Below are 13,324 nucleotides of genomic sequence, written 5' to 3' on the forward strand. Positions count from 1 at the left end.
GATCAAAAAGTATTAGAACCTAATCAGGCAGGTGGTGGAGTCGTCTACTCTATTTTGGCGTTGTTTTTATTTCTTTTCCTTCCGTTGAGAATCAATAAGGTCAATATGTATATCAAAACAATTGTGAATGGGATTGCTATAAACCTATATTCTGGCAACAGATACCAAAGAGCGACTATTGATATAGTTCTTGTCATTGTGTGAAAAATACCAACCCAATGTTTTATAATCCACGAGAAAGGTAACCACATCAATCCAGTCAAAATCCCTACAGTCATTGGAAGAGAAGAATAGTCAACGAGGAAAAATGGAATAGCTATTGAATAGACTAGAATGGCTTGTCCTGCAGTAAAAAGGAAAAGTGTATCGAACTCATTCTTAGGTTTACTTTTATCAAGGAAGTTTTCACCAGTAAATTTTGAAAGGAATAATCCTAAGTATACGATGCTTCCTGTTCCAATAAAAATTGTCCACACCGCAATAAAGTCTGAGAAAAAAATCCCTCCGATTCCAATAATCGTCCAAATAATGAGACCTGCTAAAGGTGTAGCGAGAAATTTTTGATTGGAAAATTCAATTCGCTGTTGTTCAAGTGTTTTTTCCATACAGGGGTTCAAATACCACACAACGCTCCAGACAAAAATGGTATGTTAGAACGTGATGCTCGGGCTGCATTATGTGTTGATAAATGAAGATAGTAAAAATGCAGACAGATGTATGAAGTTCGCTATTGTTTGAAATCTCCTTTCCTCCTTATCACGACCCACATCACGCCCAACCCCGCTAGCGGAATCAGCGGATCGAGCAGGGAGCCATTGGTGCCAAAGACTAAATTAACCAACGCTATCAAAACCCCGCCAATGGCCCATGCGATGGTGGTGGGCACCGACCAGGTCATGAGCTGGAGCTTCACATCGGCAATGCCCATCATGCGATTCACCACCCAAAAAAAGCTGTCGTTGAAATAGCTGAAGAATAGCGAGCCCAACACGGCGGCCTGTGCTGCGAACAGCATATTAACATCGGGTAAATTGACCAGTATCGGTGCCGTGATAGACGCCGCCGTGATCATGGCCACAGTGCCCGATCCTTGTATCAGCCTCACAATGGTGGCGACGAAGAAAGGGATCATGATGGGGGAAAATGGGAGATTGGCCATCAGTGCGGCCATCTGAGCACCGGAACCGCTTTCCCGCACCACAAAGCCAAGTGCTCCGCCTGCGCCAGTTACCATTAGTATAATACCCGCTGATCTCAGGCCTTCTTCCAGTCGTTCTGATGTCTCATGCCGGTTGAGGTGAGGCACCAGGGTGTAAACGGCAATCAAAGTGCTGATGCACAAAGCAATGACAGGTGAGCCAGCAAAGGCAACTACCTGCAAGACCCATGACAAAGTTGTGCCGTCGGTGGCTGCAAGCGAAGGGAACAGGTTGGTTACCGCCTTCAAGAAGATCAGCCCGATGGGTACAAGAATGGGAAGCAGCGACTTTGTCAGGCTGGGGAAGGGCTTGGCCTCTTTTTCTTTTAAGTAATCAGCGTGGACGGCTTTCAGGTCTTCCTGCACCACTGTGGCTACAAAGTCAGGATATGTTCTCCCAAGCCACTGCGCATACCAAACGATCGCCAGGGTGCAAGGCAGGGCCAGCACAATGCCGAGCAGCATCATGGAACCGATGTCGACACCAAATAGCCCCGCCACGCCCAAAGGCCCCGGCGTGGGCGGCACCATGGTATGGGTCACGATAAGGCCGCCAGCCAACGCAACGCCTAGCGTCAGGAGATAGCGGTTGCCTTTTTGCGCCAGCGCTTTGGCAATAGGGTAGAGGATTACAAAAGCGGAATCGACGAAGATGGGAATGCTCACCAGGTAGCCGGTCAGAGCCAGCGCCCATTCTTCTCGGCGGTGGCCCAGCCATTTGATTAAGGAATAAGCGATTTGCTCAGCGGCGCCTGATACTTCCAGGATGCGCCCCATCATCACCCCCAATCCGATCACAATACCAATGGTGCCCAGCGTGGCGCCAAAGCCTTTGGTGATGGCGTCGAGCGTTTCATTGACCGACAAGCCGCCGGTTATGCCCGCCACGCAGGCTGCTGTAATCATAGCAATGAGTGGATGCACTTTGGTGCGCAGCACCAGCAATATCAATACGTAGACGGCTACCGCCAGACCAATGATGGGAATGGGGAGGTCGCTCATCAGTTGGGCTGCTTGTTGGATGCGACAAACTGAGTAATAAACGCATCAAATTCGCCATCGACCGTGAAGCCAAGTGATAGCCCCCTGGTATTGTCGATGGCGGCAGGCCAGCTACTTACGATGGCGTTGATAGCAGCATCTGGTTTGAACTGCACCCTGGACAGAGCGACCTGGCCGGAGATACGCTCCAGCGAGTCGAGCATTTGTTGCACCGTGACACTGACGCCCGGCAGGTTCACTGTACGCCAGTCACCGAAAGCTTCCGCTTTCAGCGTGACGGCATGGATAAGGTTTTGGATAACAGTATCGGGGCTTGAGAGCCAAAGCGCCAGGTTGGTGGAGACGGGGCAGATGGCCTCTTCTCCATTGATGGGTTCCCGAATGATGCTGCTGACAAACGAAGAAGCCGCCAGGTTGGGTTTCCCTGGTCGCACACAAATGGTGGGCAATCGCAGCACCCTGCCATCGACGAATCCTTTTCGGGAATAGTCGTTGACCAGCAGTTCACCAATCGCTTTCTGGACGCCATACGACGAGCGGGGAGTAAGCGCCGTGGTGTCTAGCACGGTGGCGGGCAGGTCACCACCGAACACAGCAATGGAGCTTGAGAAAATAAACTTAATGCCTGGTTTTTGATGACGGCAGGCCTCCAGCAGTTGGCGGGTAATGTCCATATTGACTTTCCAGCCAAGGTCGAAGTCTTTCTCCGCATGGCTGCTCACTACCGCTGCCAGATGAAAAACAAAACCTGTTTCGGCGGAGATAAGAGATTTGGCTGCCCCCGCTTCAGAAAGATCAGCTTGCAGGCACCGAATCCGGCTGTCATTTTCTGGCTGAGGAGGCATCACAATGTCTGTCAGCAATAACTCATCAAAAGCAAGGTTACTGCTGAGCAGGGCATTTGCCAGGCGCTGACCAAGGAAACCTGCTCCTCCGGTAATGATTATTTGCATAGATTCACGGCTTGTTAAACGGGTCGATTTGTTCGACTTAAAAAGGTAAATAATAAATTTAATACCCCACCACCTACGAAGCTTATTTGAGTGGTTGATCAGAGACTTGCGATGTACGAGAACGTAAACCAAAAATTCAATCAATTGCCGCCGGAATATCCCGAAGACCTCCTGCCGGCCATTCAAAAGGAGTTTCTGGAAAGTGAAAAGACCATTGTAGTACTTGATGATGACCCAACAGGCACACAGACGTGCTACGATGTGACGGTGCTTACCTCGTGGGAGGTAGGCCTGATAGCGGCAGAACTCAGACAAAAGCCCTCCATTCTCTACATCCTTACCAACTCCAGGAGCCTGCCGGAGGCAGAGGCCATTGACCTGGCCCTGGAAATCGGGCGAAATCTTAAAGAAGCGGCAAAAGAGAGTCAAAGAGAAGTGGTGGTGGTGAGCCGGAGCGACTCCACTTTAAGGGGCCACTTTCCTGCAGAAGTAGACGCCGTAGCCGAGGCTCTTGGTCTTCAGGGAGCAGTCACCGTGCTGGTGCCAGCTTTCATAGAAGGCGCCAGGTACACGATGGACGATGTGCATTACATCGTTGAAAATGAAGAGATGGTGCCTGTGTCTGACACACCTTTTGCTAAAGATGTGTCGTTTGGTTACCAGCACGCCAACCTGAAGGAATGGGTGGAGGAAAAGACCAGGGGGCGGATCAAGGCGTCGGAAGTCAATTCGGTGTCCATTGAAGACCTGCGAGCAGGTGGCCCGAAGGTAATAGCAGGGAAGCTGGACGCTTGCGCCGATGGATCAGTATGCATCATGAACGCCGCCAGCTACCGTGACCTGGAAGTAGGGGTGCTGGGGTTGATAATGGCTGAAAAGTCAGGTAAGAAGATTCTGTACCGTACATCCGCCACCTTTGTGCCCATCAGGTCGGGCATGGTATCAGGTAAACTTTATGTCCCTCAAAAAGAGGATGCTGCTTCCAGTCACGGGTCGCTTGTGGTGGTTGGCTCACATGTGCCCAAAACGACCAACCAGCTGGCCTGGCTGCTGAAACAGGGAAGACATCAATCTTTAGAGGTGGATGTAAGCGCTCTCCTTCAATCACAAGATGTAAGCGGCAAGGCAAAAGCTACCAGTGCCCAGGTGGATGCGTGGCTGGCTGCTGGCGAAGACGTGGTGGTTCATACCAGCCGCACATTGGAAAAGGGCTCTGATGCCGAAAGCAGCCTGAAAATCAACTCCCTGGTGTCCGACTTCCTTGTCGCCATTGTGCAAGGGATTTCTGTCCGTCCGAAGTTTATGGTTGCCAAAGGCGGCATCACGTCAAGCGACCTGGCTTCGAAGGGTCTTTCGGTTCAAAAGGCGGCAGTTCTGGGGCCAGTTATTCCCGGAGTGCCGGTATGGAAGTTACACGAAGAAAGCAAGTTTCCCGGCCTGATTTACGTGGTGTTTCCCGGCAATGTAGGCGATGACAAGGCGCTGACGCTGGTATGTGAAAAGCTTGGTGCTGGGTAGCATTATGCGGGCGGAGTGACTACGTCTGGTTATATGAAATAAGGGTTGCTGGCTAGTTTTAACTAGCGCAACAACCCTGCGTAGTTGTTAGTTGCCCGCAACCCTCCAAGGGTTTATCTTCTTCAGGGCAGCAGGCTGTCATGTCTCCAGGGAGAGGTTGGCTAAAGGAGAACCCTTGGAGGGTTTCATTGTAAAGCTTTCCTAAATACGTTTGCCTTGGAGGACTTGTCACTTAAGCCATGACCGAGCCATCAGCTCCACAGCCTGTCGTGGGAGCGCTTAGCATCCCATTCCGGCGTTGGTCTGAAATAGCTATCGTCTTCCGCATGAAGATGCTTTTTAAGCTCATCTTCATTTAGCTCCACGCCCAGGCCTGGTGCATCGGTGGGCACATGTGCAAAGCCTTTGGTGTATAGCGGTTTTTTGCCGACCATTTTCACCAGCTGCGGCCACCAGGGATTGTCCACACACTGAACGGGTAGCTCAAGTGCCATAAAGTTTTGGGTAGCTGCGGCACAGTGCACGTTGGCCATAAACGAAATGGGAGTGCCGGCGAAGTGCATCTTCATAGCCACGTCGGTTTCTTCTGCGTAGTCTCCAATCTTTTTCGTCTCCAGTATGCCACCGGAGGTACCCATATCAGGGTGCACGATGTCGACGGCATGCACATCGCAGAGCTTTCTGAATTCCTCTTTTCCAAAAATATCCTCACCTGTAATGGTTGGCGAGTTGATCGAATCGGTGATGTGCTTTAGCTGCTCGGTGTTGTCCCAAGGCACAAAGTCCTCCAAAGAAGCCAGCCTGTAAGGTTCCAATGCATTGGCCACCCTGATGCAGTTATTCACATCAAAGTGTCCGAAGTGGTCAGCAGAAAGGGGAATATCATACCCCACCACGTCCCGGATCATGCCTACATAGTTGGAGAGCAAATCCAACCCCTTGTCGGTAATTTGCACGCCGGTAAAGGCATGTCTGGTGTTTTGGTAAGAAAGGTAATTATCAAGGTTGTCGTCGTTGAAACCGGGGATGTATTTGCTGTTAACCACGGTGCCTGGTACGTCGCTGTACACATGGATGCCCGGATGCATCTTGAGCCACGTGAAGCCCTGATCCACCATGCGCACTTTGCAATCGGCTTTGAACTTCTCTATGTCCATGTTTTTGCTGTTGTGAGCAGGCACGTAGGCGTAAAGCCTCACATTCTCCCGGTATTTTCCGCCTAAGAGTTGCCATACTGGCACATCATATGCTTTGCCCACCAGGTCCCACAGCGCCATTTCCACACCGCTCACGCCGCCAGCTTTGCGGCCATGACCACCAAATTGCTTGATCACTTTAAAGATCATTTCCACGTTGCAGGGGTTAAGGCCCAGGATCCGGCTTTTAAGAAACAGGCCGTAGCGTGGATCTGCACCGTCTCTTAACTCGCCCAAACCGTAGATGCCTTGGTTCGTGTCGATGCGGATCACCACATTGCGGGCATTGGTATAGGAGGTGCCATTGTCCAATGTCACGTAGCGCATGTCCGTTATTTTAAGATCGGATGGATTCGATGCCTTTCTGACCTTTGAAGTGGTTTGTGCTACCGAGTCTTCGAATGTCATGCCTATGAGACTTGTGAGTGCAATGCCGCCCATGGCTGTTTTCTTAAGGAAGTCTCTGCGGTTATCCGGTGTGGTGGGATTGTCGATCTCTTCCTGAATGGCAGCAGCCTCATCTTGTTCCTGCTGCTTGTTTTCGCTGATCAGCTTCTGTAAGATACTCTTCATAGTGTAGTTTATTTATAAGGTATGTTGAATGCATTTCAATGCTCCGGGGCAAGTAGAATCACCGGAAATAAGCTCATCGACGAGCTTCAACCATCAAGAACCATATCCTTTCCTCTGTAGAGAAGAGCAGAAAGAACTAACCACAATCGAGTATACTTACCAAAATAAGCCTAAATGGATGAACCCCCAAATCGGAATGCAGAGAACGGTGGTTGATCGGATGATATTCTGCAAACGGCCTTGGAGAATGTTAGATGTGTCCTAGCTCATGAGGAGCTTTTGTCATTTTCGCCCAATTTTTTAGCATGACTTCCCCATCTTGTTGTCGTCCATTCTTCTCGCTGCTCCTTCGTAAGAAATGTCCATGAAACAATGCGACTGGTTTTATTTCCCTGCCCCATGGGAATTGTTTTTACTTCAGAAGCTTGTGCTTTCTTTAGTGCTTCATAGACGCCGTCAAGGTTCGATGACTTCGACACGAGGGTTGAAAACCAAAAGCAATGGGAGGCGAACTGCTTACTTTGGAAGGCCATATTCCTGATAAACCCTTCTTCCCCTCCGGCATACCACAGTTCATTGCTTTGGCCCCCAAAGTTCAAAATGGGTTTGGTAATTTTCTTTTGCTTTAGATTTCTCAGCTTTCGTATTGTTCCGGATTGGGCTTCAGCAAAAGAAGCATGAAAGGGTGGGTTGCAAATCGTTAGATCGAAGTGTTCATCCTTTTGAATGATGCCGACGAATATGTTCTTGGAATTTGACTGTAACCTCAGTTCAACCTTCCCTTTTAATTGGGGATTCGCTTCAATCATTTTGTTGGCAGATGTAATAGCCAAAGGGTCGATATCGGCACCTACAAACGACCAGCCATACTCCGCATGCCCTATGATGGGGTAAACGCAATTGGCACCTACGCCGATATCCAGACATTTTATTTTGCTGCCAGTTGGAGGCTTTCCCCGTTTCGGCAGGGGATGAGAGGAGGCCAATAGATCTGCCATGTGATGGATGTAATCGGCTCTCCCTGGAATGGGTGGACACAAATAACCTTTTGGGATATCCCAGTCTTTTATATTGTAATGATGTTTTAAAAGCGCCTTGTTCAGCGCTTTGACTGCTTCTGGGTTGAAGAAGTCAATTGATTCATCACTGTAGTCATTCAACCTTACAAATGGCACCAAGTCTGGATTGCTCTGACTAAGTTGCTTGAAGTTGTAGCGCTGCCGATGCTTGTTGCGTGGGTGCAATTTCGGTTTTTCCACCCTTTGGCCAACCTGATCCGCTGCATTTGAAAATTTCTTTTTCTTATCTGGCATTGAGGTGTTCTCTCTGGGGATGGAGTCACTTTAGAAGCAACCCTGTCCACACCCAAAGTTACAAATTGTTGGCAGTAAATGGGCTTGATGACGAATCGGTGGGTTGTCAACAAAGGCCCCCATTTAACACCTTGTTTATCCAGTGGCCAAAGGAAATGTTAGCTTCGTTCTTCTGCCAGTCGGCTTGCATAGGTTTTGAACCAGCGAGCGGAAAACAAAAGCGGCAGAGCGGCTAAGGCAATAAAAATACCGGATGAAAGAAAGACATTGGCTGGCTGCACGAAGAAGTCTTCAAACACATAAACGCTAAGAATAAGTGCGACAGAAAAAGGCAAAGAGCACGCCAATGCATTCATGCCAAAGTCGAGGTCAAACGTGCGGGGGCGAATCGGGTTTTCCTGTGCGCTTTCTAACGTATTAACTGCCGACATGTGGGCAAACGGCCAGAAGCTACAGGCACTCTGAGGAAACACCACGATCAGAATCATAGTAGGCACGTCGGTTACTGGCAGTAACACCAGTAGCAATCCGCTGATGACAAAAGCGATGGCAGACCGGAAGAACAGGAAGGAGAAAATGGCTTTCACCTGTTGCCAGGTAAACTTGATGGAGATGCCGATGAAAAGGAGTATGAGTGGCGTCATCATCAAGTTCATTTTGTCGACTGAATCTCTCAGAAAACCAGGCAGGGAGTCGAAATGTAGCCCAAAAGCCAGCATCACAATGGCAGCCAGCATCACCATATTTACAGGCTCTTCCAACATCGATTTGAAAAGACTTTTGAGTTTTTCAGAAGTGTTCCGGTTGCCAATCTCATTGCGGTCGAAATACCATTTCATGGCAATGCTGTATAATATTATCAGCACAAACACTTTGTTGCCCACGTCGGCCAGCGCAGCCAGTGCCAGTGGCTCCTCGCCGTGGTACTCCATAATGAATGGAAACAGCGAAAGGCCCGGTGCCAGTGAGGGTAGTAGCATGATCAGTGTGCGATACTGCTCTTCTTTTAAGTTAAACAGCGAAGGCAGGGGTAGCTTGCTTACCAACAAATACATGAGCAGGTTGAAGCCAATTGCCAGCACAGGCACAATGATCATTCCCCACGAAAACTCAATTTTCAGTAAAGCAATGAAAATGGTGGCAGGAAGCGCCAGGCTGAGTATGAGCGTCTTGATGCCATCCTTTCGCTCCCTGCCCTGGATTTTTTTCTGAAGAAAATACCCGATGGCAATAAGGAGAAGGAATGAAATGGTTTTAGTAATGGCTGAATTCATGAACTAAAACAGAAATACTTTGTGCTTATAAAAAACGAACGGTGGTCGATTGAAAAGGGGGTATTGTCGATGTGTGGGCGCTGCCCCGGGCCATCGCTGTGGGCACCTGATTGAGTGCCGGAAACTCAGCCCGGGCAGCTAACACATAGTCAGTTAACTGACAATCTCGTAAAGACTTTTAGTGAACAGTTTCACTTCGTCCATGGTGCCCATGCTTACCCTGGCATAAGGCTTCCCGTCGATCTCAAACCCTCTGATGCCCACACCTCTGTCCATAAACTGAGTGAGGAACTCTTTGGTAGGTACCTGAATAGGGAATAAGATAAAGCTGGTGAACGACGGTATTGGATTCATTCCGGCCTTTTTTAGTTCGGCGAACACATATTCCCTGTTCTCCTTATTGTGCTTTCTGGTGAATTCCTGGAACTCAACGTCCTTCAGGCTGGCCATACCACCTTCAAGTGAGGTCACGCTGATCCCCATTTCGGTGCGAACCATGCTCTTGATAGCTTTCACTCTCGCCTCATTGGCGGCCATATAGCCAAGTCGCAACCCTGCCATACCATGTATTTTGGAGAACGTACGGCAAATGATGACGTCGTAGCCTTCCTGCACAAGACTCACTGCCGTGTTTGCTTCAGGATTATCAAGTAGCTCCATATAAGCCTCATCGATAAAGACCGGTACTTTTGAAGAGACTTTTTTACAGAACGCCTTGATCTCACTTACCGGCGTCATAGTGCCGGTTGGGTTGTTCGGATTACAGATGTATACAAGCTTGGTTTCATCATCAATCGCAGCGGCCATGGCATCCAGGTCGTGCGAATAGTCTGCCTTTAATGGAATGTTCTTCCACGTACCACCAATCGATTGAGTGGTTCTGATCATCGACATGTAGCTGGGGTCGGCAGAAACAATGTTGCCTCCGTTCATAAACAATGAAAAAGCTACTTTTTCAAGGATATCGGTAGAGCCAGGCGACAAAAGGATGGATTCTTTAGATACACCTTCTTTTTCAGCAAGGAAGTCGACCATTTTGGCTGAGCTATTATAAACATAACGGTTGCCCATTGAAGCACTTGCTGCAATAGCTGCAACAGCTTTCTTTGAAGGCCCCCATGGGTTCTCATTAGCAAGCAGCCTGGCTTTCATATCAGCTCTGTCAGCCATCATCACATGGTAATTTTCCATGAGGCTGTACTTGCCTTTATAAGGTTTCATGCCAAGCGCTGGTTTGCTGTTGGCAAATGCGGGAAATGCAGCGCTGGTTACAACACCGCCGGCAGCCAAAGCGCTATACTTCAGCCACGATCTACGATTAAGATTGGTTGTCTTTTCCATCCTCTTATTATTACAGGTTTGAATATTGGTTTAATTATCAAAAGAAGCCTGAGCATGCCTCTGGTAATCCTGAAATGTTCCTCTGATGGGAACTCAAAATAAAAGGGGTGTCGAATAATGTAGATGCTCAGATAAGCATAGGAAAGATAAACAAAAGCGCAGGTAATAGTCAAAAATATTGTCGCCTCTTATGAAGTATTCCTTAATTTTTAGAAAGTTGATAATTTATGAGGGTAATAATTGCAAAACAGATAGCGCTTAAGACAGCTTGAAGACCTGTTGACGCTTTTCGCTCTCAGGGCCATTCAAATTAAATTCGTTCAGGGAGTTGAATAAAACTTCATTTTTAGCCGAAAAATGAATTTATTGAGGTGAAATTGGCGGGCCACCTACCGGGAGAAGCCGGATACTGGTGGTGGCCATTCGATTGTTTCACCCTAAAACTATCATAGATAATGAGCAGAAAAATAAGAATGGGCATGGTAGGTGGTGGCCGTGGTGCGTTTATTGGCGCTATTCACCGTCACGCAGCTGGCCTCGATGGACAGGTTGAATTAGTATGCGGAGCTTTCCATATTGATCCTGAAATATCTGTCGCTTCGGGTAAAGACTTTTACCTGCCTGAAGACCGTTGCTACAGAACTTACCATGAGATGTTCGAGAAGGAAGCTAAACTTCCGGCTGACAAGCGCATGGATTTTGTTACAATCGTTACGCCCAACTTTGTTCACTTTGAGCCTGCCAAGCTGGCACTTGAAAACGGTTATCATGTAGTTTGTGAGAAGCCGCTGTCGTTCAGCCTGGATGAAGCACTGCAATTAGAGGCTTTGGTGAAAAAGACAGGTCTCACATTTGCCGTTACACATACCTACACTGGCTATCCGATGGTGAAGCAAGCCCGTGAGATGATTAAGGAGGGTGTTTTCGGAAAGATCAGGAAAGTAGTGGTAGAATACCCACAGGGTTGGTTGTCAACTCCGCTGGAGCAGTCAGGTAACCAGCAAGCCAGCTGGAGAACAGACCCTAAGCGCTCGGGTAAGGCTGGAGCTGTGGGCGACATAGGTACCCATGCTGAGAACCTCGCAGAAACCATCACCGGACTTAAGATCACAGAGCTTTGTGCCGATGTAAGCCGTATGGTGTCGGGCCGTTTGCTTGACGACGACGCCAATATATTGCTGCGTTTCGACAATGGCGCCAAAGGTGTTCTTCACTGTAGCCAAATCGCTGCTGGAGAAGAAAATGCTCTCAATATTCGTGTGTATGGTGAAAAAGGAGGCTTGGAGTGGCACCAGATGGAGCCTAACACCATGCTGGTGAAATGGCTCGACAAACCCACTCAAGTGTACCGGGTAGGTGGTGACCGTGCATATATGGGCGCTGTTGCCCAGGCGAACACACGTACACCGGCAGGCCACCCCGAAGGATACCTGGAAGCGTTTGGCAATATCTATAAGAACTTTGCCAAAACTGTGCAGGCAAGAATCGATGGCAAAAAGCCAGATCCGGTAAATCTCGATTTCCCTACAGTGGAAGATGGTGTACGTGGCATGAAGTTTATCGATGCCGTGATTGAATCAGGCGACGCTGGCGCTAAGTGGGTGAAGCTGAACTAGGGGCTGGCGCTATATGTTATTAAGAGTAACTACGGTGTATTCGCTATGAATCATTATATTGGTAATACTGTTACGAATTGAAACCAATAACGAATGGACAAGAACACTGAAAACGCTATTGTTAATGCGCTTGGAGATATTCATGTTACTTTAGACTACATGAAAAATGACGTTTCTGATGTGAAGAAGAGTTTTAATGTTTTCGCAGGAAAGGTGCTTGACAAGCTTGATGCTATTGATAGCAAGATTACTGATGTCAGGTGCTGAGGGAGGAGATTGAAAAGCATTCGTCGGATATTGAAACAATAAAGAAGCATTTGAATATTCATTGAGAATTCAGACGAAACACTATTTACAAACTGTTGATTTTTGTAACTTTATAGCAGAAAATGAACGGAAATACTTATCATATCTATTACTATCATGTGGCTCCTGAGCGATTTAGGCAGTAATAGACGATATTTATATAGCTATTAGAAAAAAGGCCTCAATCGCATGATTCAGGTCTTTTTTCGTTATTAGAGTAATTGCATTAACCCAACAAGTGAAAATTATACGTTTATGAGACAGATTTATGAGAATTACGACGACGAGGACTTCAAGGTCTGGCAATTGTTGTACGATCGCCAGATCGTAAATCTTCCCAATGCAGCATCGAAGGCACACCTGAAAGGACTTGAGCAAACAAATTTTGTAGCCAGCAATATTCCCCATTTCGAAGACACCAATGAGATCCTGCACAGGATTACTGGCTGGAAGCTGGCGGTGGTGCCGGGGCTTGTGCCGGATTATACTTTTTTTGAGCTGATGTCGAACAAGTATTTTCCGGCAACTACCTGGCTGCGGAAAATGAAAGAACTCGACTACCTGGAGGAACCCGACATGTTTCACGACGTATTTGCCCACGTACCCATGCTCACCAACCAGAACTTTGTCAACTTTCTGGAAGAGTTGAGTAAAATTGGGCTGAAATACTGCGGCAACGACTACGCCATAGAATTGCTTTCCCGGATCTACTGGTTTACGGTTGAATTTGGCCTGATCAGAGAGAACGGCGAACTGAGGATTTATGGTGCAGGTATTTTAAGCTCGGCGGGGGAAACTAAATTTTCGCTCAGCGATAAACCAGCTCACTACGAATTCAATGTCAGGCAGATTATGGCAACACCTTACTGGAAGGATAAATTTCAAGACAAGTACTTCATTATCAACTCCTATGAGCAGCTCTACAAAGCGATTCCTGAGATCAAACAGGTGATTGCTGAGGAAGTTGATAAGGCGCAGCACGTCCATTGATTTCACTTTAAACCCGGAACTTAAGGTAATTCACATAAATTTGC

Annotated in this window: 11 protein-coding genes; 4 read left to right on the plus strand and 7 right to left on the minus strand. The window is 47.9% G+C overall.

The annotated features are described in order from the left end of the window. Positions 1 to 44: 44 nt before the first annotated feature. The 3 genes from ACMVP2_RS19250 to denD all read right to left on the minus strand — a co-directional run bounded on the left by ACMVP2_RS19250 (position 45) and on the right by denD (position 3,153). A complete protein-coding gene (locus ACMVP2_RS19250) occupies positions 45 to 605 on the minus strand; it encodes a DUF7010 family protein (RefSeq protein WP_416864683.1) in 561 nt (186 codons plus the stop codon). A 122-nt stretch (positions 606 to 727) separates the two neighbouring features. Next, complete coding sequence (locus ACMVP2_RS19255; RefSeq protein ID WP_416864684.1) at positions 728 to 2,200, minus strand: GntP family permease; 1,473 nt, start codon at positions 2,198 to 2,200, stop codon at positions 728 to 730. Beyond that, positions 2,200 to 3,153: a D-erythronate dehydrogenase gene (gene denD / locus ACMVP2_RS19260; protein WP_416864685.1), complete on the minus strand. Its 954-nt coding sequence runs from the start codon at positions 3,151 to 3,153 to the stop codon at positions 2,200 to 2,202. The genes ACMVP2_RS19255 and denD overlap by 1 nt, the downstream gene beginning before the upstream one ends. Positions 3,154 to 3,264: 111 nt before the next feature. On the opposite strand from denD, the gene ACMVP2_RS19265 reads away from it, so the two are divergent. After that, entirely contained in the window at positions 3,265 to 4,671 is a 1,407-nt protein-coding gene (locus tag ACMVP2_RS19265) for a four-carbon acid sugar kinase family protein (RefSeq protein WP_416864686.1), read from the plus strand. Between the two features lie 251 nt (positions 4,672 to 4,922). On the opposite strand, the gene ACMVP2_RS19270 is transcribed toward ACMVP2_RS19265, so the two are convergent. The 4 genes from ACMVP2_RS19270 to ACMVP2_RS19285 form a co-directional block, all read right to left on the minus strand. Then, positions 4,923 to 6,440 carry a mandelate racemase/muconate lactonizing enzyme family protein gene (locus tag ACMVP2_RS19270; RefSeq protein ID WP_416864687.1) on the minus strand — a complete coding sequence of 506 codons (1,518 nt, stop codon included), beginning with the start codon at positions 6,438 to 6,440 and terminating at the stop codon, positions 4,923 to 4,925. Between the two features lie 266 nt (positions 6,441 to 6,706). Then, on the minus strand, positions 6,707 to 7,753 hold the full coding sequence (rlmF, locus tag ACMVP2_RS19275; RefSeq protein WP_416864688.1) for a 23S rRNA (adenine(1618)-N(6))-methyltransferase RlmF: 1,047 nt from the start codon (positions 7,751 to 7,753) through the stop codon (positions 6,707 to 6,709). 158 nt (positions 7,754 to 7,911) lie between these two features. Further along, the gene (locus ACMVP2_RS19280) at positions 7,912 to 9,027 is read right to left on the minus strand and encodes an AEC family transporter (RefSeq protein WP_416864689.1); all 1,116 of its coding nucleotides are present in this window, start codon (positions 9,025 to 9,027) and stop codon (positions 7,912 to 7,914) included. A gap of 153 nt (positions 9,028 to 9,180) precedes the next feature. Beyond that, positions 9,181 to 10,368 carry a pyridoxal phosphate-dependent aminotransferase gene (locus ACMVP2_RS19285; protein ID WP_416864690.1) on the minus strand — a complete coding sequence of 396 codons (1,188 nt, stop codon included), beginning with the start codon at positions 10,366 to 10,368 and terminating at the stop codon, positions 9,181 to 9,183. A gap of 455 nt (positions 10,369 to 10,823) precedes the next feature. Here ACMVP2_RS19285 and ACMVP2_RS19290 point away from each other — a divergent pair, with 455 nt between their 5' ends. From ACMVP2_RS19290 to phhA, 3 genes are all read left to right on the plus strand, one after another. Beyond that, complete coding sequence (locus tag ACMVP2_RS19290; RefSeq protein ID WP_416864691.1) at positions 10,824 to 11,984, plus strand: Gfo/Idh/MocA family protein; 1,161 nt, start codon at positions 10,824 to 10,826, stop codon at positions 11,982 to 11,984. A 93-nt stretch (positions 11,985 to 12,077) separates the two neighbouring features. Then, complete coding sequence (locus ACMVP2_RS19295; RefSeq protein ID WP_416864692.1) at positions 12,078 to 12,251, plus strand: hypothetical protein; 174 nt, start codon at positions 12,078 to 12,080, stop codon at positions 12,249 to 12,251. 294 nt (positions 12,252 to 12,545) lie between these two features. After that, positions 12,546 to 13,280 (plus strand): phenylalanine 4-monooxygenase, encoded by a 735-nt coding sequence (gene phhA, locus ACMVP2_RS19300; protein ID WP_151998893.1) that lies wholly within the window; start codon positions 12,546 to 12,548, stop codon positions 13,278 to 13,280. The last annotated feature ends 44 nt before the right edge of the window (positions 13,281 to 13,324 follow it).

Source organism: Imperialibacter sp., assembly GCF_048007035.1.
In the GTDB taxonomy this organism is placed as follows: Bacteria; Bacteroidota; Bacteroidia; order Cytophagales; family Cyclobacteriaceae; genus Imperialibacter.

What these genes read in the sequence shown, in the direction of transcription:
- ACMVP2_RS19250 (WP_416864683.1), bottom strand. Translation starts at nt 605, where the DNA reads ATGGAAAAAACACTTGAACAACAGCGAATTGAATTTTCCAATCAAAAA.
- denD (WP_416864685.1), bottom strand. Translation starts at nt 3,153, where the DNA reads ATGCAAATAATCATTACCGGAGGAGCAGGTTTCCTTGGTCAGCGCCTG.
- ACMVP2_RS19295 (WP_416864692.1), top strand. Translation starts at nt 12,078, where the DNA reads ATGGACAAGAACACTGAAAACGCTATTGTTAATGCGCTTGGAGATATT.
- ACMVP2_RS19290 (WP_416864691.1), top strand. Translation starts at nt 10,824, where the DNA reads ATGAGCAGAAAAATAAGAATGGGCATGGTAGGTGGTGGCCGTGGTGCG.
- ACMVP2_RS19270 (WP_416864687.1), bottom strand. Translation starts at nt 6,440, where the DNA reads ATGAAGAGTATCTTACAGAAGCTGATCAGCGAAAACAAGCAGCAGGAA.
- rlmF (WP_416864688.1), bottom strand. Translation starts at nt 7,753, where the DNA reads ATGCCAGATAAGAAAAAGAAATTTTCAAATGCAGCGGATCAGGTTGGC.
- phhA (WP_151998893.1), top strand. Translation starts at nt 12,546, where the DNA reads ATGAGACAGATTTATGAGAATTACGACGACGAGGACTTCAAGGTCTGG.
- ACMVP2_RS19285 (WP_416864690.1), bottom strand. Translation starts at nt 10,368, where the DNA reads ATGGAAAAGACAACCAATCTTAATCGTAGATCGTGGCTGAAGTATAGC.
- ACMVP2_RS19265 (WP_416864686.1), top strand. Translation starts at nt 3,265, where the DNA reads ATGTACGAGAACGTAAACCAAAAATTCAATCAATTGCCGCCGGAATAT.
- ACMVP2_RS19255 (WP_416864684.1), bottom strand. Translation starts at nt 2,200, where the DNA reads ATGAGCGACCTCCCCATTCCCATCATTGGTCTGGCGGTAGCCGTCTAC.
- ACMVP2_RS19280 (WP_416864689.1), bottom strand. Translation starts at nt 9,027, where the DNA reads ATGAATTCAGCCATTACTAAAACCATTTCATTCCTTCTCCTTATTGCC.